We start from the raw sequence: 23,706 nt of genomic DNA, 5'->3' as shown, positions 1-23,706 counted from the left end.
AGCAACCCGCCCGGCTGTACCACCAGCAGGAGAACGGATTTGTTGCATCAGATCATCGACCGTAGGCTAGCTGGCAAGAACAAAAGCATCGCCAACCGGGAGCGGTTTCTACGCCGCTTCCGCAGCGATATCCGTCGTTCCGTTACCGAAGCGGTGCGCGACCGCAGTATCAAGGATATCGAAAACTCCAAGAGCATCAGCATTCCGCGCAAGGATATTTCCGAACCGGCCTTCCACCACGGCCGCGGCGGCAAGCGCGAAATCGTGCATCCGGGCAATCAGGACTATCTGCAAGGCGACCGCATTCCGCGCCGCAGCGGCGGTTCCGGCGATGGCGGCAGCACCGCCAGCAATGAGGGCGAGGGCCAGGACGACTTCACCTTCGAGTTGTCGCGCGAAGAATTCATGCAGTACTTCTTCGAAGACCTGGAATTGCCGCGCCTGATCCAGACCAATCTGATGTCGATCCCCAACTGGAAGAACATGCGCGCCGGTTATTCGGTCGACGGTTCGCCCAACAACATCGACATCGTGCGTTCGCTGCGCAGCTCGCTGGGCCGGCGCATTGCGCTGGGCGGCCCCCTTGTCGCCAAACTGCGCGAACTGGAAGAACAACTGTGCGACCTGCAAAAGGATCCCGCCGACAAGCGCCCGGAAATCCTGCTGCTGGAAGAAGAAATCCATCACCTCAAGGGCCGCATCTGGCGCATCCCTTTCATCGATCCGTTCGATCTGCGCTACGTCAATCGCGTGCGCCAGCCGCAACCGTCGAGCCGCGCCGTGATGTTTTGCGTGATGGACGTGTCGGGCTCGATGGACGAACAGCGCAAGGATCTGTCGAAACGCTTCTTCATCCTGCTTTACCTGTTCCTGACACGCAACTATGAACACATCGAAGTCGTCTTCATCCGCCATCACACGCGTGCCGACGAGGTCGATGAGGACACTTTCTTCCATTCGCAGGAAAGCGGCGGCACCGTGGTGTCGAGCGCACTGGAACTGATGCAGGACATCATCAAGACGCGCTACCCGGCCAGCGAATGGAATATCTACGGCGCCCAGGCATCCGACGGCGACAACTGGAACGACGATTCGCCGAAATGCCGGAGCATCCTGGAAGAAGCCATCCTGCCGATGTGCCGCTACTTCGCCTATATCCAGGTGGCCGAACCGGAACAGAATCTGTGGACCGAGTACACGCAACTGTTGGCCGAACATCCGCATTTTGCGATGAAGAAAGTGCAATCGGCTGCTGAAATCTATCCCGTCTTCCGCGAACTTTTTGAAAAGCAGGTCCATGCATGAATACGCGACTGAACACGCCGATCAAACATGATCCCCTGCCTTGCCCTTCGGACTGGAGCTTCGAGCTGATCGAGCGCTACAACGAAGAAATCGCCAAGGTGGCGGCAAGCTACAAACTGGATATCTATCCGATCCAGCTGGAAATCATCTCGGCCGAGCAGATGATGGACGCTTACGCTTCCTCCGGCATGCCGGTCAACTATCGCCACTGGTCGTTCGGCAAGCACTTCCTCGCCACGGAACGCGACTACAAGCGCGGCCAGATGGGTCTTGCTTACGAAATCGTGATCAATTCCAATCCCTGCATCGCCTATCTGATGGAAGAGAACACGATGACCATGCAGGCGCTGGTGGTGGCGCACGCGGCGTATGGGCACAATTCGTTTTTCAAGGGCAACTATCTGTTCCAGCTGTGGACCGACGCCAGCGCCATCATCGATTACCTGGTCTACGCCAAGAGCTATATCGCCGAATGCGAAGAACGCCATGGTTTCGACCGCGTCGAGGAGTTGCTCGATTCCTGCCATGCGTTGATGAATTACGGCGTCGACCGCTACAAGCGCCCGCAACGGCTGTCGCTGGCGCAAGAGCGCGCCCAGCAGCAAGAACGCGAAGCCTATGCGCAATCCCAGGTCAATGAATTGTGGCGTACCTTGCCGGCGAAGAAGGAAACCGCCGCCGCCCAGGTCGAAGAACGCTTTCCGCCGGAACCGCAGGAGAACCTGCTGTATTTCGCCGAAAAGAATGCGCCGCTGCTGGAATCGTGGGAGCGTGAGGTCATCCGCATCGTGCGCAAGGTCGGTCAGTATTTTTACCCGCAACGACAAACCCAGGTCATGAACGAAGGCTGGGCGACGTTCTGGCATTACACCCTGCTCAACACCATGTACGACCAGGGCAAGCTGACCGACAGCTTCATGATGGAATTCCTGCACTCGCACAGCAACGTGGTGTTCCAGCCGCCGATCACCAAGCCGTATTACAACGGCATCAATCCGTATGCGCTGGGCTTTTCGATGATGAGCGATATCCGCCGCATCTGCGAAAACCCGACCGACGAAGACAAGGAATGGTTTCCCGACATGGCCGGCAGCAACTGGCTGGACACGCTGCACTACGTCATGCGCAACTTCAAGGACGAAAGCTTCGTCGCGCAATACCTGTCGCCCAAGCTGATGCGCGACATGCGCATGTTCGCCGTGCTCGACGATGAGAGCCGCAGCGAGCTGGAAGTCTCGGCGATTCACAATCAAAGCGGCTATCAATATGTGCGGCAAGCCTTGTCGCGCCAGTACGACATCAACCATCGCGAACCCAATATCCAGGTGTGGTCGGTCAATACGCGCGGCAACCGCAGCCTGACCTTGCGCCACTTCCGCAGCGACGGCCGCTCGCTGGGCGACAGCACCAATGAAGTCCTGCGTCACATGGCGCGGCTGTGGCAGTTCGACGTCTACCTGGAAAGCGTCGACGACAACGGCTACATCGTGCAGCGCTATGAATGCATCAGCGACAACCGTTATGTCTTGCGAACTTAGGTGCGCTTTTGAACATCATCCGGCAAATCCAGTTCATGAACACCATCCCGCTTTTTCCGCTGGGCTCTGCGCTCTTTCCGGACGGTCGTCTTCCACTGCAGATCTTTGAAGTGCGCTATCTGGACATGATCAACAAGTGCATCGCCAACGGCACCTCGTTCGGCGTCGTCGCGCTGACGTCGGGCAATGAAGTACGCCGGCCCGGCCAGGTGGAAACCTTCGTCTCCGTCGGCACGCTGGCGCATATCAATGAATGGTCGGCGCCGGTGCAGGGCCTGTTGCGTATTTCCTGCAGCGGCACCACGCGTTTTCGCGTGACCTCCAAGGAACAGCTCAAGCACGGTCTGTGGATGGCCCAGGTCGAACCGCTGGAAAAAGACCAGACCGTGGCCGTGCCGGAAGAATTGCAAAACACCGTGACGGCCTTGATGAACCTGCTGGCGTCGCTGAAGAATCATTCGATTCCGGAAAGCGACATCCCGGTCGCATCGCCTTACCGGCTCGACGATTGCGGCTGGGTCGCCAATCGCTGGAGCGAGATGCTGCCGATGAGCGTGGAACAAAAACAAAACCTGCTCGCGCTCGACAATCCGGTGCTGCGTCTGGAACTGGTGCAAGACTTGCTCGGCGAGCGCGGCCTGCTGCACTGAGATTCTTGGATTTGTTCAGGGCGGCAGCAAGCCGGTTTCGACCAGCAGGCCGGTGAAACCGGACCAGAAAATCTGTATCCCGATGCACAACAGGATGAAGGCGGACAAACGCAGCACCACCATGGTGCCCAACCGTCCCAGCAAACTCACGATCTTGTTGGCCGAGCGGTAACACAGATACACCACCAGCACCGTCAGCGCCGATCCCAGCGCAGCGCTGCCGATCGACATGACCCAGTCCACCAGCCGCGCCGGCGTGTTCGCACCCAGGGTGATCGAAGCCGCAATCGTGCCGGGGCCGACCGTCAGCGGGAAGCTGATCGGATAAAAACTGCGCGCCTTGAGTTCTTCATTGGATTCGTCGTCATAGGTTTTGGCGACCTGCGTCTTGATCGACGATTCATGCTCGTTGTCGCTCAGCAGGCGCCAGCCCGACACCGCCACCAAAAGTCCGCCGCCGATTCGCACGATAGGCAAGGAGATGCCGAAGAAAGTCAGCACATGCGAGCCGATGAAAATGGCGCCGACCAGCAGGAACCAGCAATTGATGGCGACCTGGCGCGCAACGCGCTTCTCCACCTGGCGCGGCACATCGCCGAGCAGATTGGCGAAGACCGGCGCAATGCCGAAAGGATTAAGGATCGGCAGCAAGGTCACCGGAATCAGCAGGACGGCCTTGAGAAAAATGATCAGCATGAAGGAGCTTTCCGGCGCGAAGACCAGCAGAGAAAGGCAAACGCTCGCAGGCGGTTGCCTGCAATGCCGATAGCGTAATGCAGGCGCGCCGCTAAATCAAACGCATGTTTCTCGCCTGATCCTCATGCGCTTGCGCCTTGCAGACTGCCGCTGCTGTCGTCATTCTTGCGCAATGTCCGCCTCAGCAAGAAGAAACCGATACTGAAGTTGAGCAAATTCCAGAGAATGCCGTTGAGGAAGGCGGCGTGGTAAGAGCCGGTCAGATCGAAAATCTGTCCCGACATCCAGCCTCCCAGCGCCATGCCGAGCATGGTGCACATGATGACGGCGCCCACCCGGCCGCCGGCTTCACGCGCCGGGAAGTATTCGCGCACGATGATCGCGTAGGACGGCACGATGCCGCCCTGGAACAGGCCGAACAGTGCCGAGATGACATACAGCGACGCCAATCCGTCGAAAGGCAGGAACAGCAGCAAGGCAATGCCCTGCAAGGCCGAACCCAGCAACAGCGTGCGCAGGCCGCCGATGCGATCGCAGATCAGCCCCGAGATCAGACGGCTGACCACGCCGCAGGCCAGCATCAGCGACAGCATTTGCGCGCCGCGCGCCGCGCCGTAGCCAAGGTCGCCGCAGTACGCGACGATATGCACCTGCGGCATCGCCATCGCCACGCAACAGGCCACGCCGGCCACGCACAGCAATAGCTGCGCTTTGCCCATGGTCAAACCGAAGGGCCGCTCGGACGACAGATCGACAGCACCGCGCGCTACCGCCATCGTAGCAATCGGCGGACGACGACGCATCAGCAAGGCCAGGCCGCCCATGACGATGAAGCAGACGATACCCAAGCCAATATACGTCTGACGCCAGCCGACCGTCTCGACAAAGTGCTGCACGACAGGCGGCCAGATGGCGCCGCCCAGATAGTTGCCGCTGGCGCAGACTGCCACGGCGATGCCGCGACGGCGCACGAACCACAGCGAGGTGTCGGCGATCAACGGCGAAAACGTCGCCGAGCTGCCGCATAAACCGATCAGCAAACCATGCGCCAATGTGAAGACAATAATGTTCGGCGCCATGGCCGCGAGGATGAAACCGAGTCCCAGACAGACTGCGCCCACCAGCAAGGGGATCATCACGCCGAAACGATCCGCCAGTTTGCCCATGAGCATGCCGCCGATGCCGAAGCCGATCATCGACAAGGTATAAGGCATCGACGCCACGCCGCGTGCGACGCCGAATTCCGCCTGCACGGCCGGCAGCACGACGGCCACGACATACATGCCGCTGGCGCCGATGACCATCAGCACCAGCGTGATCAGCAGGCGCACGACGGCGTAGGAGGAGTCGGTTTCCGACGGTGGATGATTGTGTGGTGCAGTTGGGGTGAAAGTCACGCGCGGGTTCTCCGTCTCGTTGATTGTCCTGGTCTCCTGCCGTGGAGATGATGAAGCGGTCAGCGCGGGATGAGCAATGCGATATTGATCAATACGACAACGCTTTCGTCAGAACACGGCGGGGGACAGCCTAACACGAGACGAACAAGGGTGCTGCCAAGGCCCCGAAAGCGAAAACGCGCAGGAATATTCCTGCGCGTTTTTAGCTGAATGACGGTGTATTTCCGACGTGCATTCTTGTGGCGCTCATACCAGCCGATAGCCGCTTTTTTCTTTCTTCTGCGCGATCTTCTGGATCATCTTGAAGCCGGCTTCCTGATCGTTGACCACCGTGACACGGCCGCCGCCGCGGACTTGCGGCTTGCCGGTCCAGCTCAGCGTGACGATCCAGTCGCCCAGCAAGTCCTGATTCAGATCGGCGACGAAAACGCGTGCCGCATCCGGCTGATCGGTATGAAAATTCAGGCGCATCGGCCCGGTGACGGGCAACATGTGGGTGACGTTGTCGGCGGAATCGATCATGGCGCAAGAAAAGAAAATGAGGAAACGAAATAGAAAATTAAATAAAAGAGTACGTAACAACAGCCATCAGGACAAGTTCGGCGCCAGCCAGCGTTCCACGTCTTCCTTGGCGACGCCGCGGCGCTCGGCCATGTCGGTCACCTGATCGTCGCCGATCTTGCCGACCACGAAGTACTTCGATTCCGGATGCGCGAAGTAGAAGCCCGACACCGATGCGCCAGGGAACATCGCATACGACTCGGTGACGCTCATGCCGATCTCGTCGCACTGCATGACCTTGAAGGCCTCGGCCTTGACCGTGTGTTCCGGGCACGCCGGATAGCCGGCGGCAGGACGGATACCGACGTATTTTTCCTTGATCAGCTCTTCGGCAGTCAACGACTCCTGCGACACATAGCCCCACAGATCGGTACGCACGCGCTCGTGCAGATATTCGGCGAAGGCTTCGGCCAGGCGATCGGCCAGCGCCTTCAGCATGATCGAGGAATAGTCGTCGTGCGCATCTTCAAAACGCTTCTCGTACTTCTCGATACCGAGACCGGAAGTCACCGCGAACATGCCGATGTAGTCGGCGATGCCGGATTCCTTCGGCGCGATGAAGTCGGCCAGGCACTGGTTCGGACGCGCCACGCCGTCGATCACCGGCTTCTCGGTCTGCTGGCGCACGCCGTAGTAAGTCAATGCTACTTGCGTGCGCGTGTCGTCGGTATAGATCTCGATGTCGTCATCGTTGACGGTATTGGCCGGCAACAGCGAGACGATGCCGTTGGCGGTGAGCCAGCGGCCGTCGATGACTTTCTTCAACAGCGCCTGCGCTTCTTCGAATACCTTGGTGGCGGCTTCACCCACGACTTCGTCTTTCAGAATCGCCGGATACGGACCGGCCAGATCCCAGGTCTGGAAGAACGGGCCCCAGTCGATGTATTTGGCCAGCGTCGCCAGGTCCACGTTCCTGAACACCCGACGGCCGATGAACTTCGGTTTGACCGGTGCGAATTCCAGCTGCATCTTGTTGTCGCGCGCCGCCGCGATCGGTACCAGCGGCACCGCCTTCTTGTTGGCGTGCTGCTCGCGGATACGTTCGTAGTCGGTCGCGATGTCGGCGATGTATTGATCCTTGCTCTCGGGCGTCAGCAGCGACTGCGCCACCGACACGGCGCGCGAAGCGTCCGGCACATAGACCACCGGACCGGAATAGTTCGGCGCGATCTTGACCGCAGTGTGTGCGCGCGAAGTGGTGGCGCCGCCGATCAGCAAAGGCATCTTGACGCCGCTGAAGTAGCTGTCGCGTTGCATTTCCTTGGCGACGTAGGCCATCTCTTCCAACGACGGCGTAATCAGGCCGGACAGGCCGATGATGTCGGCGTTCTCTTCCTTGGCCTTGGCCAGGATTTGCGAGCACGGCACCATCACACCCATGTTGACGACTTCGAAATTGTTGCATTGCAGGACCACCGAGACGATGTTCTTGCCGATGTCGTGGACGTCGCCCTTGACCGTCGCAATGACGATCTTGCCCTTGGGCTTGGCGACCACGCCGGTTTCCTGTTCAATCAGACGCTTCTCTTCTTCGATGAAGGGAATCAGATGCGCCACGGCCTGCTTCATCACGCGCGCCGACTTCACCACCTGCGGCAGGAACATCTTGCCCTGGCCGAACAGATCGCCGACCACGTTCATGCCGTCCATCAGCGGGCCTTCGATCACGTGGATCGGACGGCCGCCGCTCTTCAACAGATTCTGGCGCGCTTCTTCGGTGTCTTCGACGATCCATTGCGTGATGCCGTGCACCAGCGCATGGGCGAGACGTTTTTCGACCGGTTCGCCGCGCCATTCCAGCGTGGCTTCTTCCTTCTTGTCGCCGGCTTTCAGGGTAGCGGCGATCTCGATCATGCGTTCGGTCGCATCCGGACGGCGGTTCAGCACCACGTCTTCGACGGCGTCGCGCAACTCGGCAGGCAGGTCGTCGTAGACACCGATCATGCCGGCATTGACGATGCCCATGGTCATGCCGGCCTGGATCGCGTGATACAGGAACACCGTGTGAATCGCTTCACGCGCCGGGTCGTTGCCGCGGAAGCTGAAGCTGACGTTGGACACGCCGCCGCTGATCTTGGCGTAGGGCAGGTTCTGGTGGATCCAGCGCGTCGCTTCGATGAAGTCGACGGCGTAGTTGTTGTGTTCTTCGATACCGGTCGCGACGGCAAAAATGTTCGGATCGAACACGATATCTTCCGGCGGGAAACCGACCTTGTCGACCAGCAGGCGATAGGCGCGCTCGCAGATTTCAATCTTGCGTTCGAAGGTGTCGGCCTGGCCGACTTCGTCGAAGGCCATGACGATCACGGCTGCGCCGTAGCGACGGCACAGCTTGGCTTCGTGCAGGAATTTCTCTTCGCCTTCCTTCATCGAAATCGAATTGACGATGGCCTTGCCCTGCACGCACTTGAGCCCGGCTTCGATGACCGACCACTTGGACGAGTCGATCATGATCGGCACGCGCGCGATGTCCGGCTCGGAAGCGATCAGGTTGAGGAAGCGCGTCATGGCCGCCTGCGAATCGAGCATCGCTTCGTCCATGTTGATGTCGATGATCTGCGCGCCGTTCTCAACCTGCTGGCGCGCGACGGCCAGCGCTTCGTCGTACTGCTCATTGAGAATCAGGCGCGCGAACGCCTTGGAACCGGTGACATTGGTGCGCTCGCCGACGTTCACATACAGGGAGTCTTCGTTGATGATGAAGGGTTCCAGACCCGACAGCAGCATTTCGTGCTTGCCTTCCGGGACCTTGCGCGGCGCAATCGTTGCCACCGTGTCGGCAATCGCCTTGATGTGCGCGGGCGTGGTGCCGCAGCAGCCGCCGGCGACATTGACGAAGCCGCTTTCGGCGAAGTCCTTAAGCAACGAGGACGTGACGTCCGGGGTCTCGTCGAAACCGGTATCGCTCATCGGATTGGGCAAACCCGCGTTCGGATAAATACAGACGAAGGTGTCGGCGATCTTGGACAACTCTTCGGCATAAGGACGCATCAGCGCTGCGCCCAGTGCGCAGTTCAGGCCGACGGTCAGTGGCCGCGCGTGGCGGATCGAATGCCAGAAGGCCGGCACGGTCTGGCCGGACAGGATGCGCCCCGACGCGTCGGTGACTGTGCCGGAAATCATGATCGGCAGACGCTTGCCTGACTCTTCAAAGAACATGTCGATCGCAAACAACGCCGCTTTGCAGTTGAGCGTGTCGAAAATGGTTTCGACCAGCAGCACGTCGGCGCCGCCTTCGACCAGCGCGCGCGTCTGCTCCAGATACGACGTCACCAGTTGATCGAAGGTGACGTTGCGCGCGGCGGGATCGTTGACGTCCGGAGAAATCGAGGCGGTCTTCGGCGTCGGGCCGAGCGCGCCGGCGACAAAGCGCGGCTTGTCGGGCGTTGAATACTTGTCGCAGGCGGCGCGCGCCAGCTTGGCCGATTGCACGTTCATCTCGTAGACGAGATGCGCCATGTGGTAGTCATCCTGCGCGACGCCGGTGGCGCCGAAGGTATTGGTCTCGATCAGGTCCGCGCCGGCCGCCAGGTATTTCTCGTGAATTTCCTGGATGATGTGCGGCCGGGTCAGGCTCAGCAACTCATTGTTACCCTTGACGAACAACTCCTTTCCCGGCACGCTGAAGTCCTTGAAGCGCTCGCCGCGATAGTCCTCTTCCGTCAGCTTGTATTGCTGGATCATGGTGCCCATCGCGCCATCCAGAATAAGGATGCGCTGCGACATCAGGTCGCGCAACAGCAGTTCGGTTTGGCACAGATCGTTTGGCTTCATGGCTCGGTTCTTCAGTATGAAATAATGCAATAACCCAATGCAAAAACCCGGTCACGCAGCATGCCGGGTTCGTTCAATCGGTAAAGTCTTGAAATTATACGTGAAACGCCCGGCCGGCCCCTGCTGACTTGACCCAATCTACCGTTACCTTTTTATAGAACCATGACCCAGAAAATCCTGATCCTGACCGCCCTCGCCTCCGAACTGAACGCCGCCGATGCTCCCGACGGCGTTGAAGTCATCTATACCGGGGTCGGCAAGATCAACGCCGCCGCGACGGCCACCGCCGCCATCCTGCAGCGCCAGCCGCAGCTGATTGTCAACTTTGGTACCGCCGGCAAGATCAATCCCGCAGTGGACGGCCTTCTGGACATCGCCAGCGTCATCCAGCGCGACATGCTGGCGATCCCACTGGCCGCGCGCGGCGTCACGCCGTTGTCTGACGAACCGAACAGTTACGCCTCGGGCCACGGCAACGCCATTTGCGGAACCGGCGACAGCTTCGTCACCGCCAGCGATCCATGGCTGGTCGAACAAGGCGTGGATGTTGTCGACATGGAACTATTCGCCATCGCTCACACCTGCCATCGATATGGGGTGCCTTGGCGTGCATTCAAGTTCATCACCGATTCCGCCGATGAGGATGCAGCCGATCACTGGAACGACAACGTGCATCGTGGCGCGGAGCTGTTTTGGCGGACCTTGGACCGGATTCTTGCGGATTGATACGCAAAAGAGTTTCGCAAAAGCGTGCAAAACCATGAATACAGCGGCTTTTCCCCTGAAATCGCAAGGATTCAGAGGGGGAAGCCGTGAGAAACTGGATTCTCGCCATTGTACGATCTCGCAGAAATCAACCCGACTGAGTCATGAATAAAACACCTTTGTTTTCCATTGTGGTCACCACGCACAAAAGACCGCAAACACTGACGCGAGCGCTGAGATCCTTGCTCGCCCAGACATTCACCGATTTCGAAATCGTCCTGGTGGCCGACGAAGGCAGCCTGGAAACCAAAGAAACGGCCGCCCGCTTTCTGCGCGAAGACGATATTTTCCTGGTCCTGCCCCATGTCAAGGGTCCGGCGGAGACCCGCAATGCCGGCGTCTACCACGCCAAAGGCAGCTACATCCTCTATCTGGACGACGACGACAGCTTTCGCGAGAACTATCTCGCCGATATCGCCGATACCGTGGGTTTCCGCAACGACGCCGTCAATTACGTCAACTACACGCAGTTGAAAGAGCTCCGTTCGCCGCAAGAAATCCAGACGATCTCCTCCACCGAAATGAACCTCGGCGACACCGAGATCGGTTCGCTGCTGGTCTGCAATTTCATCCCCAACAATGCGATCATCTTGCCTGCGGCAATGGCTAAAATGCATCGCGTCGATGCAAATCTGAACAGCCATGAAGACTGGGACTATCTGCTATCGCTGGTGCTGAAACACGACTTCAACCATCTCAATATTTCCGGTCCGGTCGTGCATATCAACGAAGGCGAAAGCAGAAACAACGACGCCAAATCGAGCGGATCGATTGCACTCGACTTTGTATCGATTTATCGGAAATGGCCTATCCCGGACGACACCATCAAAGCCCGCAGGAAAGACATGCTGAGGCAGCTTGGATTCGATTTGCCGCAAGAATTACTCTGACAAACCCATCCTCCTTGCTGCGGACACCATCCTCAACGACATGCAAGCCTGTCCCCGCCGGAACAATCGCGGAAAAACGGTGACGCCCATATGTGCCGATTGCGCACATATCTTGTGACGCCGCGCTACTGTCGGCCGCGCAACATCCCGCCTATTCTTCGTCCTGTCGCTTATCACCACAGGAGAAGAAAACATGTCGCATCCCACCATTCGCACCATCGCCGGCGCTTCCGCGCCGGCCGCACTGCAAGCTGCCAGCACCGCGCTGCTGGTGATCGATTTCCAGAACGAATACTTCACCGGCAAGATGCCGATTCCCGACGGCATCGCTGCACTGAACAACGCCAAACGTCTGATCGCTTTCGCCGACCGGCACAAGATGCCTGTGTTTCACGTACAGCACGTCACGCCAGCCGGCACACCGGTCTTTGCCATTGACGGCGACACGGTTGCCATCCACAAGGACATCCAGCCTGCAGCCCACCATACCTTGGTGCAAAAAAGCTCGGTCAGCGTGTTCCCTACCACCGATATCGATGCGAGCCTGAAAGCCGCCGGCATCAAGACGCTGATCATCAGCGGCCTGATGACGCACGCTTGCGTCGCCGGCGCCGCCCGCGATGCTTCCCCTGCCGGTTACGACGTGATTGTCGTGTCCGATGCCTCGGCAACGCGCGACATCGACGCGCCTGGCGGCGGCGTGATTGCCCATGACGTCCTGCATCGCACCGCACTGACAACGGTTGCCGATACCTTCGGCGATGTCCTGAGCACCAATGCCGTTCTGGAATTGGCAGTGCAATAAGACAAACCCGGCGGCAACGCCGGTTTGCCCACTCTTACTTAAGGATAATCACCATGAAACATCTCGCAACAGCACTCCTGCTCCTGGCCGCGGCCGGCATCGCAACAACCGGCGTGGCAAAAACGACCAAGGCCGTGCCGCAGCCGCTGGCCTCATTCCCGACGACCGACCTGAAGTGGCGTGAGTTGCCAGGCACCGGCGGCATCAAGGTTGCAGACCTGCGCGGCAGCATCACCGGCAAGGGGCCTTATGACGCCTTCGTGATTTTCCCCGCCGGCAAGGACAATCCATATCACCTGCATACACGCAATCTGCCGACCGTCGTGCTCAAGGGCACTTTCTATGCGGTCATCGACGGCAAGCGCATTGAGTACCCGGCCGGTTCTTTCTATAACCTGCCTGCGAACATGCCGCACTACAGCGGTTGCACCAAGGCCGAAGACTGCCTGTTGTTCCAATACCAGGACGATCATTTCGACCTGGTGCCGGTTGAAAAGAAGTAAGTTCGCATTGTCATAAAAAAGGCTGCACCTTTTCGGGTGCAGCCTTTTTTCTTTCCGGCGGTTCAGAATTCCCAGCGCGGCGTCGCGTAATAAACCGTCAAAAAATCGACAAAAGCGCGCACCTTCGGCGAGAGATGGTGATTCTGCGGATACAACACGTAAAGATCGCGCGACTTCAAACGATATTCAGGCATGACTTCCACCAGGTCGCCGCGCTTGATATCCTCATGCACGACGAACGTCGCCGATGCCGTCAAGCCCATGCCGGCGCGCGCCGCCGCGCAGACGATCAGGCCTGTATTGGCTTGTACGTTGCCGCCCAGGCTCACCAGCTGCTCTTTGCCGTCAGGTCCGACGAACACCAGTTCGGTGGTCTGCAGCGCCAGCGAATACGCCAGGTAGTTGTGCTGCAACAGATCTCCGGGTTCGCGCGGCACGCCGTGCTTTTTCAGATAGGCCGGCGAGGCGACCAGGGCCATGTCGCTGATCGCCAGCCGCTTGGCGACCAGCGTCGAATCGGGCAGGCTGTGCGTGATGCGCAGGCCGACGTCGAATTCTTCGCTGATGAGATCGACGAAGCGATCGTTACACACCAGGTCCACCTTCAGTTCCGGATAAGCCTGCATGAATTGCGGCAGCCAGTTCGGCACCTCCAGCGTGCCGAACACCATCGGCGCGTTGATGCGCAACACGCCTGCAGGGCGTGCCTGATGATGAGAAACGACGCGCGTGGCGTCTTCCACCTGATCGATGATGTCGACGCAGCGCTGGTAGTACAACTGCCCGACCTCGGTCAGGGAAAAGCGCCGCGTGGTCCGGTTGAGCAACTGTGCGCCGAGCAGGTCTTCCAGCTGGCGCACCTGGCGCGAGACGACCGTATGAGAAATATCCAGTGCATCGGCCGCCGCGGAAAAACCGCCGCTTTCGACCACGCGCCTGAAGATGCGCATTGCCGCCAGTTGATCCATGAGTCCCCCTTTCACCGTAACATTTATCGGTCGCCTCGGCTATCTATCGAAATACGCCGTCCGCCAGTGGAAATCCCTTGAGGAATTCCGCTGCGGGCAAACGCTTGCCGCCAGGTTTTTGCAATTCCGTGACCTGCAGCACGCCGGCGCCGCAGGCGACTTTAACGCCGTCATGGGCATTGGCGGCGAGGATGCTGCCCGGCGCGGCCGAGGTCGTTTCGTCGATGGCTTGCGCCTGCCACAGCTTGACCGTGACGTCGCCGCACTGCGCCGAAGCGCCGGGGAAGGGATTGAACGCACGAATCTTGCGCGCCAGCACTGGCGCCGTCTGGGTGAAGTCGAGCGCGGCTTCTTCCTTGCTGATCTTGGCGGCGTAGTTGGCGCCTTCTTCCGGTTGCGGCGTTGCCGGCAATTGGCCCTGCTCCAGCTTTTGAACGGCATCGACGATCATCTTCGCGCCCAATGCGGCGAGCTTGTCGTGCAGGCTGCCGGTGGTGTCGGTCACGGCAATCGGCAGGGATTCGATGAGCAGCATGGGACCGGTGTCCAGCCCCTCTTCCATTTGCATGATGGTGATGCCGGTTTCGCTGTCGCCGGCTTCGATGGCGCGATGGATAGGCGCGGCGCCGCGCCAGCGCGGCAGCAGGGAACCATGGATATTGATGCAGCCCAGGCGCGGAATATCCAGCACGCTGCGCGGCAGAATCAAGCCGTAGGCAGCGACGATCATGACGTCGTGCGGTGTATTGCGCAGCAGCTCATGCGCCTCGCGCGCGACCTCGGGATATTTTCCGTCCAGGCGCAGCGATACCGGCTGCGCCACCGGCGTGCCGTGCGCGACGGCGCATTGCTTGACCGGCGAAGCATGCAGTTGCATGCCGCGGCCGGCAGGGCGATCAGGCTGGGTCAGGACCAGCGTGATGTCGTGGCCTGCTGCGTACAGCGCTTCCAGCGCGGCGGCGGCGAATTCGGGAGTTCCGGCGTAGATGATTTTCATGGCTTGTTGATCGTTCAGAGTCGTTCAAAGATGGCGTTTCTTGTGCGGCGCCTTGGAAAACGCAAAGTCGTAGACGCTATTGGGCAACAGGCGCAGCATTTTGGCGACCACGCCCATTTGCCACGGGATCACGCGATAGCTGTCGCCTGCCGCGATGGTCGCCAATGCCCGCGCGGCGAATTTTTCCACCGGCATCAGGAAAGGCATGCGGTAGTGATTGACCTGCGTCATCGGCGTGTCGATGTAACCCGGCGCAATCGTCACGACCTTGATGCCGCTGGCGCGCAATTCGACGCGCAGCGATTCGCAATAGCTGATCACCGCCGCCTTCGATGCACTATACGCCTCCGCGCCGGGCAGGCCGCGAATGCCGGCGACGCTGCCGATGCCGACCAGCCGGCATTGCTGCGGCTGCGGCGAGGCTTTCATGGCGGCGATGAAGGGATGGAAGGTGGCGACGGTGGCGGTCACGTTGGTGGCGATGATGCGTTCGAAGACGGGAATGTCTTCGACGTATTCGGTCAGCGTGCCCTGCGAAATGCCGGCGTTGGCGATCACCACGTCGGCGCCGCCCGTTGCGCTGATGAAGTCCTGCGCGGCCCGGTGCAAAGCGGCGTGATCGGTGACATCCAACGCGTAGAGATGATGGCGTTCGGCATTGGCCAGGCCGGCGCGGATCTGCTCCAGCGTTTCCTTGCGCCGCGCGACCAGGCCGAGCACGGCGCCCTGCTGCGCGTAGGCTTTCGCCAATGCGGCGCCGATGCCGCTGGATGCGCCGGTGATGAAGACACGCTGCATGGAATTCCTCTCAGTTTGACAGTTCACAACGATGCAACACTGCAATGATGCGGGCGAGACGATCATACGACGGCGACGCCAATAAAAACGGCCCGTCCTCTCGCGAGCGACGGACCGTGTTCGGTACGTTGAAGCTTACTTCTTCTTGCTGGCCTTGGCCGGCTCGGCGGCTTTTTCGCTGCCCTTTTCTGCAATCAGCTTGGCCACCAGATGATCCATGACTTGCAGGGAGGCGGCCTGCTGCATCGATTCCGGCTGATTGGCCATCGAGGAACCGGCAATCGAAGGCGAGGTCAGGAAACGGCCGTCGATGGCAATCGTCGGCACGCCGTCGATCTTGTAGGCTTCCTGCAACTGGGACGCACGGCGAATCTTGGTCTGGATGCCGAAGGAGTTGTACAAATCGAGGAACTTCTGCTTGTCGATGCCTTGTTTTTCGATGAATTCCAGGATGGTCTTGTCGGTGTCGACGCGCTGATGATCGACGTGGATGGCTTGGAAAATCTTTGGATTCATTTCAGCAGTCTTGCCCATGGCTTCCAGCGTGTAGTAGAGCTTTTGCTGAGGGATGAAAGACTCGCGGAAGGCCACCGGCACTTGCTTGAAGACAATCTTGTCGCCCTGCTTTTTGACCCAGGCGCTCAGCGACGGATCAAAGGCCGCGCAGTGCGGGCAGCTGTACCAGAAGAATTCGGTGACTTCGATCTTCTTGCCGGAATCGGTCGGCTGGGCTTGCTCCAGCGTACGATAATCGGTGCCGTTTTGCGGATTGGCAGGAGACGCGCCGGCCGAAACGGCCAGCAAACCCAGGCTGATGGCAGCGAGAGCATGACGGAACAAACGCATGAACTTAACCCCTTCTCAAGGTGCGCAGCCGCTGTCGAAACAAACAAAAACGACAGTGGCGAAGCGCAAATAAACGATCAATAAAAATTATTTTGGAATGCGCACGATGGCGGCATCGATGCCGCTGTCAGACAACTTGCTGCGCATCCGGTTCACTGTTTCCGATTGTCCGATGGGGCCGATACGCACACGGTACAAGGTACCGTTGTCGGACGGACGTTCGCTGACCTTGGCTTCGAATCCCAGCAGCGCCAGCTTGGCGCGCGCATTCTCGGCGTCGGCCTGCTCGCGGAAGGCGCCGGTCTGCAGGAAATAGGTCCACTTGTCGTCGGCGGCGTTCTCGGATTTGGCAGGTTGATCCTTGGTGATGGCGGCCAGCTTGTCCTTGTCTTTCGGCACGTCGGCAGTCTTTGGCGGCGCTGCCGGCGTGTCCGGCTTCTTGGCGTCGGGAGCAGGCTTCTGATCCGGATCCTTCGGCGCCGGCGGCGCTTCCTTGGCGACGTCCTTGTTGCCGTAGAGCGGCTTGTTCGGATCGGCGGCCTGGCCCGGCGACAGTTCGGTGCGTTCCTGCTTGGTCACCTTGTTGACGAAGGGGATCGGCGACTTGGTGATCATCAGCGCCACCACGACGGCAATGCCGAGGCCGACGATGAGACCGAGAATGAGACCGAGAAAGGTGCCGCCGGCTTGCTTGCGAAGATTCGGTTGGTGTTGTTTCACTTGTGTATTCATCTGCAGGGTTACATTCTTGACGGAGCGGATACGCCGATCAGCGCCAGACCATTGCGCAACACCTGGCGCGTGGCGCTCATCAATGCCAGACGCGCCATCTTGGTGGGGACGTCGTCGACCAGCACGCGTTCTGCATTGTAGTAGCTATGCAACTCGCCTGCCAGATCGCGCAGGTAGAAAGCCACCTGATGCGGCCCCAGCTCTTGCAGGGCATGCGCCAGCGCTTCCGGATATTCGGCCAGCTTGGCCAACAGGCTGACTTCGCGCGGAGCGGTCAGCGGCGACAGGTCGGAGACCTGGTCCAGCGTGCTTTCGTCGCCGGCCCATTGCGCCAGCACCGAGCAGATGCGCGCATGCGCGTACTGGACGTAGTAGACCGGGTTTTCGTCGTTACGGGTCAGCGCGACGTCGACGTCGAACACGAATTCGCTGTCGGCCTTGCGCGAGATCAGGAAAAAGCGCACGGCGTCTCTTCCGCGGGTCAGATCGCCGGCCTCGGCTTCGCTACCGTTCGACCATTCGATCAGGTCGCGCAAGGTGACGTAAGAACCGGCGCGCTTGGAGATCTTCACCTCTTCGCCGTTCTTCATCACGGTCACCATCTTGTGCAGCACGTAGTCGGGATAGCCTTGCGGAATGCCGACATTGGCCGCCTGCAGGCCGGCGCGCACGCGCGCGATGGTGCCGTGGTGATCGCTGCCCTGGACGTTGATGACCTTGCCGTAGCCGCGCTGCCATTTGGTGATGTGATAGGCGACGTCGGGCACGAAATAGGTGTAGGTGCCGTCGGTCTTTTTCATGACGCGGTCTTTGTCGTCGCCGTAGTCGGTGGTCCTGAGCCACAGCGCGCCGTCCAGCTCATACGTCTTGCCGGCCTTGATCAGCGCCTCGACGGCGGCAGTCACCTTGCCCTCGGTGTAGAGCGAAGATTCCAGATAGTAGTTGTCGAACTTGACGCCGAAGGCCTGCAAATCCAGATCCTGCTCGCGGCGCAGATAGGCCACGGCAAAACGACGGATCGATTCGATATCCTCGACGTCGCCGCTGGCGGTGGCCGGTTCGCCATCGCTGGCGGAAACCGTTTTCTTTGCCTTGAAGTCGTCTGCGATGTCGGCGATGTAGTCGCCGTTGTAGGCCGATTCCGGCCACTCGGCGTCGCCCGGCTTGAAGCCCTTGGCGCGCGCCTGCACGGACGTGGCCAGCGTGGCGATCTGCACGCCGGCGTCGTTGTAGTAGAACTCGCGCAAGACGTCGTAGCCCTGCGATTGCAGCAGCGCCGACATGGCGTCGCCGAGCGCGCCCTGGCGGCCGTGGCCGACGTGCAGCGGGCCGGTCGGATTGGCGGAGACGAATTCGACCAGCACCTTCTTGCCGGCGCCGGCCTTGCTTTTGCCGTATTCGGCGCCCTCGGCCAGGATGGTCTTGACGACGGCCTGCTTGGCGGCGTCGGCCACGCGCAGGTTGATGAAACCGGGGCCGGCGATGTCGGCCGACGAAATCAGCTCTTCACGGCCAGGCTGGGACAGCACGCCGTCGACCAGCGCCTGCGCCAGTTCGCGCGGATTTTTCTTGAGCGGTTTGGCCAGTTGCATGGCCAGGTTGCAGGCGATGTCGCCGTGCGACGGGTCGCGCGGACGCTCCAGCGTGACGGTCGGCGTCAGGTCGGTGCCGGCGATCAGCGGCGCCAGCGCGGCCTGGAATAATTCGGTGATGCGTTGTTTTTGTTGAGCAAGCATGGGAACAGATGGGGTCGGCGGCGAGGCTGACAGCACACTCACCGCACATTGATGAATATATAAACCCCGGATTATACCGGCTTGCCGTGCTCAGATTGAAGGCGTATTCAGGGAAGGCGAAAGGGAAACGCAAGCGATCATGCGCTTAACCGCGCCGCCGGCAGTTGCGCCTGCCGGTAAAGATGCAAGATTCGCAACATGCGTCCTGCCGAAACGCCGATAAACAGGCCGTAAAGCAGGCTGACCACGACGACCACCGATGCGTCCTGCACGTACGGCGAATGCATCGCCCGCAACACGCCCATTGCATATTTGACGACAAAAACGCCCACCATCATCAGCATCGGAAACCAGCTGCCGCGCATGAAGACCGTGCCACGCTCCGGATAAGCGACCGTGCCGGCCTTGCCGGCGGCGCGCCAGCTGCCGGCACCGCTGGCGACGGCAGCCAGCAAAGCCGCGCCCAATGCCAGTGCATCGGCATGCGCCAGCTCGTACAGTCCGAGCCCCGACAAGCCGAGCATCAGCAGCGGAACCGTCGCGACCTTGATGATCGCCGCTTCGCGATCCGAGGCAGCCGACCAGCCGCGATAGACCAGAAAGGCCAGCATGGCCCAGACCCACAGGGGCGTATGAACGATGATTTGATACGGCATGGCAACTCCTGAAGAATTGAAAGGAATGGCGCCATGCTAGGCAACGCAGGCGGCCGTTTCCATTGCCATGCGACGAACGGCGGGATTGCGGGAAATACGGCGGGTTTTGCGCGATGAACGAGCGTTGAGGAGCAGCTCAAATATCGACTGGATCGACTTCCAGCGACCATTTGGCGCGCGTCTTCATCTGCCGCAACACATCCAGCCAGTCGCGCAGAAAGGCTTGCAGCGCCGGCCGCGAGGCGCATTCGATCAGCAATTGCGCGCGTTCCACATTGGCCACGCGCGTCATGGTCATGGGAATCGGATCGTTGATGGTGATGCCGGGATGTTCCAGACAACCGGCCGCGTCCTTCAGGAAGGTCAGGGCGGTATCGATTTCGGCGGCTTCGGCACGTAACAGCGCCTGATAGATGAATGGCGGCAACGCTGCCTGCTGGCGTTCTTCCAGCAACTGGGTGGCAAAGCCGTCATAGTCGTGCGCCGCCACCGCGCCGTACAAGGGATGATGCGGATAGCGACTCTGGATCAGCACTTCGCTGGGAGAACCGCCCTCTTTTTGCCCGGCGCGGCCGGCCCGGCCCGCAACCTGCATGAGCTGCGCGAACAGGCGCTCGCTGGCGCGGTAGTCATGCGAAAACAACGCCGTGTCCGGATTCATCACGCCGACCAGGGTCAGGCGTTTGAAGTCGTGCCCCTTGGCGACCATCTGCGTGCCGATCAGGATGTCCACCTCGCCGCGATGCACGCTGTCGAAAGCGTTCTGCGCCGCGCCCTTGAGTCGGGTCGAATCGGCATCGATGCGCAAGACGCGCGCCTCGGGGAACATCGCCTGCAAGCCTTCCTCGACGCGCTGGGTGCCGCGACCCAGCGGCTGCAGGTCAACGTTGCCGCAGGTCGGACAAGCTTTTGGAATATACAGTTCCAGGCTGCAATGGTGGCAACGCAGGCGCCGCTCCGGTTTGTGCAGCACCATGAACGAGGTGCAGCGCATGCAGTTGCTGATCCAGCCGCAGGCGTCGCAATTGAGCACCGGCGCATAGCCGCGCCGGTTGAGGAACAGCAGCGACTGCTCGCCGCGCTCCAGGCGCAGCTTCAGCGCCGCGACCAGCGTAGAGGTCAGGCCGTCGTTGGGGCGGTCGCGCTCCATGTCGATCATCTTCACGGTGGGCAGCACGGCGTCGCGCACTGCGCGTTCGCGCAGCTGCAGTTTGCGATAGCGCCCGGCTTGCGTGTGCTGCCAGGTTTCCAGCGACGGCGTGGCCGAGCCCAGCACTACCGGAATCCCCAGTTGATGCGCGCGCCACACCGCCAGGTCGCGCGCGGAATAGCGCAAGCCCTCCTGCTGCTTGTAGGACGGGTCGTGCTCTTCGTCGATGACGATCAGCTTGAGATGCGGCAGCGAGGACAGGATCGCCAGGCGCGTGCCGAGCACGATGCGCGCCTGGCCCTGATGCGCCGCCAGCCAGTTGAGCGTGCGCTCGCCTTCGGCCAGGCCGCTGTGCAGGCTGACCACGTGCACGCCGGGAAAACGCGCGCGGATATTCGATTCAAGCTGCGGCGTCAGGTTGATTTCCGGCACCAGCACGAGGATCTGTGCAACCTCGCCGACAGCTTCGCTTTGCGCCAGAATGCGCGCGGCCGCCTGCAGGTAGACCTCGGTCTTGCCGCTGCCGGTGACGCCATACAGCAGCAGCGGCGCAAAACCCTGCGCCGTGGCGATGGCGTCGACCGCCTCTTGCTGCTCGGGTTTCAGTTGCGGCGTATTGACGGGGCTGCCGTCATGGCCGGCGCTCAGCTTGCCCAGCTTTTTCAGGGCCCGATCCAATGCGGTCGTGGTGAGCATGCGCAGATTCTTGGGCAGGCCCGGAAGCGCGACCTCGCCCAGAGGACGCTGGTAATAATCGGCGGCGAAACTGCACAACGCCCGCCATTGCGCCGACAACGGCGACAGCTGGCTGCGCACGGCGATGACATCCTTGAGTTTGTCCGCCGGCACATCGGTCTGATCGGCCATCCCGACGATCAACCCCGCCACTTCGCGCCGGCCGAAAGGCACGATCGCCAGTTGCCCGACTTGCGGCTCGGCCTCGTCAGCACCGGCGCGCCAGCGATAGTCGAAAATCCTGTCAAGCGGGGTATCGAGTGCGATCTGAAGTATGCGTTGTTCCACGAACTTAATGTAATTCCTGAAAAGGTGACCTAACTAACGGTTTCATAACTACTTTTTCAGCTATCCACATAAGCTGTGGATAACTTTGTGCACAACTCGGCCTTGACAAGTTTTTCGCCAGTCTGGACGCGGGTTTCAATAAATTGCCTAAATCAAAAGCAAAATTTAGTTTGTTTAAAATCAAAGACTTATAAAAGCCAGGCGAGAACCTGAAAAAAAATTTTAATTTTTTATTATTGCCGCGCACAAAAGCAATTTTGTGCATAAGTCCCGATATTTCGCACCGAAACGGCATCGCAGCGAGATCGTTCGCACCAGTTTCTGTCAAGAAAAATTTGTCAGGCAACTCCTGACACGGTCGCAGGAATTCTAGAATGTTTCTCAAGTAGAACTTGAAAAGTATGCGTAACTCACGGTTTCATAAGTGCTTTTTCAACTATCCACAAATCCTGTGGATAACTTTGTGGGCAAGTCCCTCTTGACAGCCCCGCGGCCCACATTTCATGCGGGTCTCGATAGTTTGCACAAAACCGATGCAAGAAATAAACACATTTAAAATCAATGACTTGAGAGAAATCAAAATCCATCAAATTATAAATATGGATATGAATGATTCCTACTAAAAAAAGCGCCTGCTTTGTGCATAAGTGATGGCAAATTATTAAAATTCGCTCTTTTTGCATGCGCCCGGGTAGATTTCCCGCTTCCCGCAGGAATCTTCACCTTATTGGCGCAATTCCCGACTGATACTGTGGACAGCGTCCACCAGCACGGTCACGGCTTCGGGCGGCGTGAATTGCGAAATACCGTGCCCGAGGTTGAAGACATGGCCATTGCCGGCCGCCGGCTTGCCGAACGAAGTCAGCAACTTGCGCACTTCCGCCTCGATCTGCGCATGACCGGCAAACAGGACGTTGGGATCGAGGTTGCCTTGCAAGGCAACCTTGTCGCCGACCCGGCGGCGCGCATCGGCCAGATTGACCGTCCAGTCGAGACCGACGGCATCGGCGCCGATCGCGGCGATCTGTTCCAGCCACAGGCCGCCGCCCTTGGTAAAGACGATCGCGGGAATGGCGACGCCATCCTTCTCGCGCTTGAGCTGGCGCATGACGTCGGCCATGTATTGCAGGGAAAATTCCTGGTAAATGCCATCGGCCAACGCACCGCCCCACGTGTCGAAGATCATCACTGCCTGCGCACCGGCGTCGATCTGGGCATTCAGATAGGCCGCCACCGCGGCAGCGTTGGTCCTGAGGATGTGACGCATCAGATCCGGACGATCGTAGAGCATGGTCTTGACGGTGCGGAAGTCGTCCGAGCCGCCGCCTTCCACCATGTAGCACGCCAGCGTCCAGGGGCTGCCGGAGAAGCCGATCAGCGGCACGCGACCATTGAGCTCGGTACGAATTTGCGTCACCGCATCGAAGACGTACTGCAAGCTGTCCAGCTGCGGCGCCTGCAAAGCCATGACCGCTTTTTCGTCACGCAACGGACGCTCGAACTTGGGACCTTCGCCATCGGCGAAGTACAAGCCCAGCCCCATGGCATCCGGCACGGTCAGGATGTCCGAGAACAGGATGGCCGCATCCAGCGGATAGCGCTCCAGCGGTTGCAGCGTGACCTCGGTGGCGTAGTCGGGATTCTTCGCCAGTCCCAGGAACGAACCGGCGCGCGCGCGCGTGGCCCGGTACTCGGGCAAATAACGGCCGGCCTGGCGCATCAGCCACAGCGGCGTGTAATCGGTAGGCTGACGCAGCAAGGCGCGCAGGAAGGTATCGTTTTTCAGCGGAGCAAATTGAGACATGAGCGATCGTGTGGAGCAAGTCGGCAATCCGCTATTATCGCACCCAAACCGGAAATCAGATGTTCCGTACCGCCCGCCGACGCAATCATTTCGGCGCGGTGGATTGATGGCG

Annotated in this window: 20 protein-coding genes; 7 read left to right on the top strand and 13 right to left on the bottom strand. The window is 59.9% G+C overall.

Features of this window, described 5'->3' with window-relative positions:
- Positions 1-39: 39 nt before the first annotated feature.
- From PMI16_RS20630 to PMI16_RS20620, 3 genes are read left to right on the top strand one after another with little or no spacing between them, the layout of a single operon-like run.
- Complete coding sequence (locus PMI16_RS20630) at positions 40-1,305, top strand: YeaH/YhbH family protein (protein WP_007883174.1); 1,266 nt, start codon at positions 40-42, stop codon at positions 1,303-1,305.
- Positions 1,302-2,843, top strand: coding sequence for a SpoVR family protein (locus tag PMI16_RS20625; RefSeq protein WP_007883173.1), 1,542 nt, complete (start codon positions 1,302-1,304; stop codon positions 2,841-2,843). The genes PMI16_RS20630 and PMI16_RS20625 overlap by 4 nt, the downstream gene beginning before the upstream one ends.
- Positions 2,844-2,878: 35 nt before the next feature.
- The gene (locus tag PMI16_RS20620) at positions 2,879-3,493 is read left to right on the top strand and encodes an LON peptidase substrate-binding domain-containing protein (protein ID WP_007883171.1); all 615 of its coding nucleotides are present in this window, start codon (positions 2,879-2,881) and stop codon (positions 3,491-3,493) included.
- Between the two features lie 15 nt (positions 3,494-3,508).
- On the opposite strand, the gene PMI16_RS20615 is transcribed toward PMI16_RS20620, so the two are convergent.
- The 4 genes from PMI16_RS20615 to metH all read right to left on the bottom strand — a co-directional run bounded on the left by PMI16_RS20615 (position 3,509) and on the right by metH (position 9,921).
- Complete coding sequence (locus PMI16_RS20615) at positions 3,509-4,189, bottom strand: MarC family protein (RefSeq protein WP_007883165.1); 681 nt, start codon at positions 4,187-4,189, stop codon at positions 3,509-3,511.
- A 122-nt stretch (positions 4,190-4,311) separates the two neighbouring features.
- A complete protein-coding gene (locus tag PMI16_RS20610; protein ID WP_007883157.1) occupies positions 4,312-5,586 on the bottom strand; it encodes an MFS transporter in 1,275 nt (424 codons plus the stop codon).
- A gap of 246 nt (positions 5,587-5,832) precedes the next feature.
- Positions 5,833-6,108, bottom strand: coding sequence for a hypothetical protein (locus PMI16_RS20605; protein WP_007883155.1), 276 nt, complete (start codon positions 6,106-6,108; stop codon positions 5,833-5,835).
- A gap of 66 nt (positions 6,109-6,174) precedes the next feature.
- Positions 6,175-9,921 carry a methionine synthase gene (gene metH, locus PMI16_RS20600; RefSeq protein ID WP_007883154.1) on the bottom strand — a complete coding sequence of 1,249 codons (3,747 nt, stop codon included), beginning with the start codon at positions 9,919-9,921 and terminating at the stop codon, positions 6,175-6,177.
- 162 nt (positions 9,922-10,083) lie between these two features.
- On the opposite strand from metH, the gene PMI16_RS20595 reads away from it, so the two are divergent.
- The 4 genes from PMI16_RS20595 (at position 10,084) to PMI16_RS20580 (ending at position 12,884) form a co-directional block, all read left to right on the top strand.
- Positions 10,084-10,647, top strand: a complete 564-nt coding sequence (locus PMI16_RS20595; protein WP_007883148.1) for a phosphorylase family protein — start codon at positions 10,084-10,086, stop codon at positions 10,645-10,647.
- Between the two features lie 143 nt (positions 10,648-10,790).
- Positions 10,791-11,576: a glycosyltransferase family 2 protein gene (locus PMI16_RS20590; protein WP_007883146.1), complete on the top strand. Its 786-nt coding sequence runs from the start codon at positions 10,791-10,793 to the stop codon at positions 11,574-11,576.
- Positions 11,577-11,769: 193 nt separating this feature from the next.
- Positions 11,770-12,381 (top strand): cysteine hydrolase family protein, encoded by a 612-nt coding sequence (locus tag PMI16_RS20585; protein ID WP_007883144.1) that lies wholly within the window; start codon positions 11,770-11,772, stop codon positions 12,379-12,381.
- Positions 12,382-12,434: 53 nt separating this feature from the next.
- Positions 12,435-12,884, top strand: a complete 450-nt coding sequence (locus tag PMI16_RS20580; protein ID WP_007883143.1) for a cupin domain-containing protein — start codon at positions 12,435-12,437, stop codon at positions 12,882-12,884.
- A gap of 62 nt (positions 12,885-12,946) precedes the next feature.
- Here the strand turns inward: PMI16_RS20580 and PMI16_RS20575 are convergent, their stop codons facing one another.
- The 9 genes from PMI16_RS20575 to hemE form a co-directional block, all read right to left on the bottom strand.
- Entirely contained in the window at positions 12,947-13,852 is a 906-nt protein-coding gene (locus PMI16_RS20575; protein WP_007883140.1) for a LysR family transcriptional regulator, read from the bottom strand.
- A 43-nt stretch (positions 13,853-13,895) separates the two neighbouring features.
- A complete protein-coding gene (gene fmt, locus PMI16_RS20570; RefSeq protein ID WP_007883139.1) occupies positions 13,896-14,849 on the bottom strand; it encodes a methionyl-tRNA formyltransferase in 954 nt (317 codons plus the stop codon).
- Positions 14,850-14,873: 24 nt separating this feature from the next.
- On the bottom strand, positions 14,874-15,647 hold the full coding sequence (locus tag PMI16_RS20565) for an SDR family oxidoreductase (protein ID WP_007883138.1): 774 nt from the start codon (positions 15,645-15,647) through the stop codon (positions 14,874-14,876).
- A 135-nt stretch (positions 15,648-15,782) separates the two neighbouring features.
- Positions 15,783-16,493 carry a thiol:disulfide interchange protein DsbA/DsbL gene (locus PMI16_RS20560; RefSeq protein WP_007883137.1) on the bottom strand — a complete coding sequence of 237 codons (711 nt, stop codon included), beginning with the start codon at positions 16,491-16,493 and terminating at the stop codon, positions 15,783-15,785.
- A gap of 87 nt (positions 16,494-16,580) precedes the next feature.
- Complete coding sequence (locus tag PMI16_RS20555) at positions 16,581-17,225, bottom strand: SPOR domain-containing protein (RefSeq protein ID WP_007883134.1); 645 nt, start codon at positions 17,223-17,225, stop codon at positions 16,581-16,583.
- 8 nt (positions 17,226-17,233) lie between these two features.
- Positions 17,234-18,961, bottom strand: a complete 1,728-nt coding sequence (gene argS / locus PMI16_RS20550) for an arginine--tRNA ligase (RefSeq protein WP_007883133.1) — start codon at positions 18,959-18,961, stop codon at positions 17,234-17,236.
- A gap of 137 nt (positions 18,962-19,098) precedes the next feature.
- A complete protein-coding gene (locus PMI16_RS20545; protein WP_007883132.1) occupies positions 19,099-19,617 on the bottom strand; it encodes a DUF6622 family protein in 519 nt (172 codons plus the stop codon).
- A gap of 136 nt (positions 19,618-19,753) precedes the next feature.
- A complete protein-coding gene (locus PMI16_RS20540) occupies positions 19,754-21,790 on the bottom strand; it encodes a primosomal protein N' (RefSeq protein WP_007883128.1) in 2,037 nt (678 codons plus the stop codon).
- Between the two features lie 724 nt (positions 21,791-22,514).
- The gene (hemE, locus tag PMI16_RS20535; RefSeq protein ID WP_007883127.1) at positions 22,515-23,594 is read right to left on the bottom strand and encodes a uroporphyrinogen decarboxylase; all 1,080 of its coding nucleotides are present in this window, start codon (positions 23,592-23,594) and stop codon (positions 22,515-22,517) included.
- Between the last annotated feature and the right edge of the window lie 112 nt (positions 23,595-23,706).

This window comes from Herbaspirillum sp. CF444 (genome assembly GCF_000282135.1).
Classification (GTDB): domain Bacteria; phylum Pseudomonadota; class Gammaproteobacteria; order Burkholderiales; family Burkholderiaceae_D; genus Herbaspirillum.
The sequence above is the reverse complement of the archived record's forward strand: the minus strand, read 5'-3'. Positions and strand labels throughout refer to the sequence as shown.

Bases quoted from the DNA above. Each gene is read 5' to 3' on its own strand.
- PMI16_RS20625 (WP_007883173.1), top strand. From the start codon at position 1,302: ATGAATACGCGACTGAACACGCCGATCAAACATGATCCCCTGCCTTGC.
- PMI16_RS20620 (WP_007883171.1), top strand. From the start codon at position 2,879: ATGAACACCATCCCGCTTTTTCCGCTGGGCTCTGCGCTCTTTCCGGAC.
- PMI16_RS20615 (WP_007883165.1), bottom strand. From the start codon at position 4,189: ATGCTGATCATTTTTCTCAAGGCCGTCCTGCTGATTCCGGTGACCTTG.
- PMI16_RS20605 (WP_007883155.1), bottom strand. From the start codon at position 6,108: ATGATCGATTCCGCCGACAACGTCACCCACATGTTGCCCGTCACCGGG.
- metH (WP_007883154.1), bottom strand. From the start codon at position 9,921: ATGAAGCCAAACGATCTGTGCCAAACCGAACTGCTGTTGCGCGACCTG.
- PMI16_RS20595 (WP_007883148.1), top strand. From the start codon at position 10,084: ATGACCCAGAAAATCCTGATCCTGACCGCCCTCGCCTCCGAACTGAAC.
- PMI16_RS20590 (WP_007883146.1), top strand. From the start codon at position 10,791: ATGAATAAAACACCTTTGTTTTCCATTGTGGTCACCACGCACAAAAGA.
- PMI16_RS20585 (WP_007883144.1), top strand. From the start codon at position 11,770: ATGTCGCATCCCACCATTCGCACCATCGCCGGCGCTTCCGCGCCGGCC.
- PMI16_RS20580 (WP_007883143.1), top strand. From the start codon at position 12,435: ATGAAACATCTCGCAACAGCACTCCTGCTCCTGGCCGCGGCCGGCATC.
- PMI16_RS20575 (WP_007883140.1), bottom strand. From the start codon at position 13,852: ATGGATCAACTGGCGGCAATGCGCATCTTCAGGCGCGTGGTCGAAAGC.
- fmt (WP_007883139.1), bottom strand. From the start codon at position 14,849: ATGAAAATCATCTACGCCGGAACTCCCGAATTCGCCGCCGCCGCGCTG.
- PMI16_RS20565 (WP_007883138.1), bottom strand. From the start codon at position 15,647: ATGCAGCGTGTCTTCATCACCGGCGCATCCAGCGGCATCGGCGCCGCA.
- PMI16_RS20560 (WP_007883137.1), bottom strand. From the start codon at position 16,493: ATGCGTTTGTTCCGTCATGCTCTCGCTGCCATCAGCCTGGGTTTGCTG.
- PMI16_RS20555 (WP_007883134.1), bottom strand. From the start codon at position 17,225: ATGAATACACAAGTGAAACAACACCAACCGAATCTTCGCAAGCAAGCC.
- argS (WP_007883133.1), bottom strand. From the start codon at position 18,961: ATGCTTGCTCAACAAAAACAACGCATCACCGAATTATTCCAGGCCGCG.
- PMI16_RS20545 (WP_007883132.1), bottom strand. From the start codon at position 19,617: ATGCCGTATCAAATCATCGTTCATACGCCCCTGTGGGTCTGGGCCATG.
- hemE (WP_007883127.1), bottom strand. From the start codon at position 23,594: ATGTCTCAATTTGCTCCGCTGAAAAACGATACCTTCCTGCGCGCCTTG.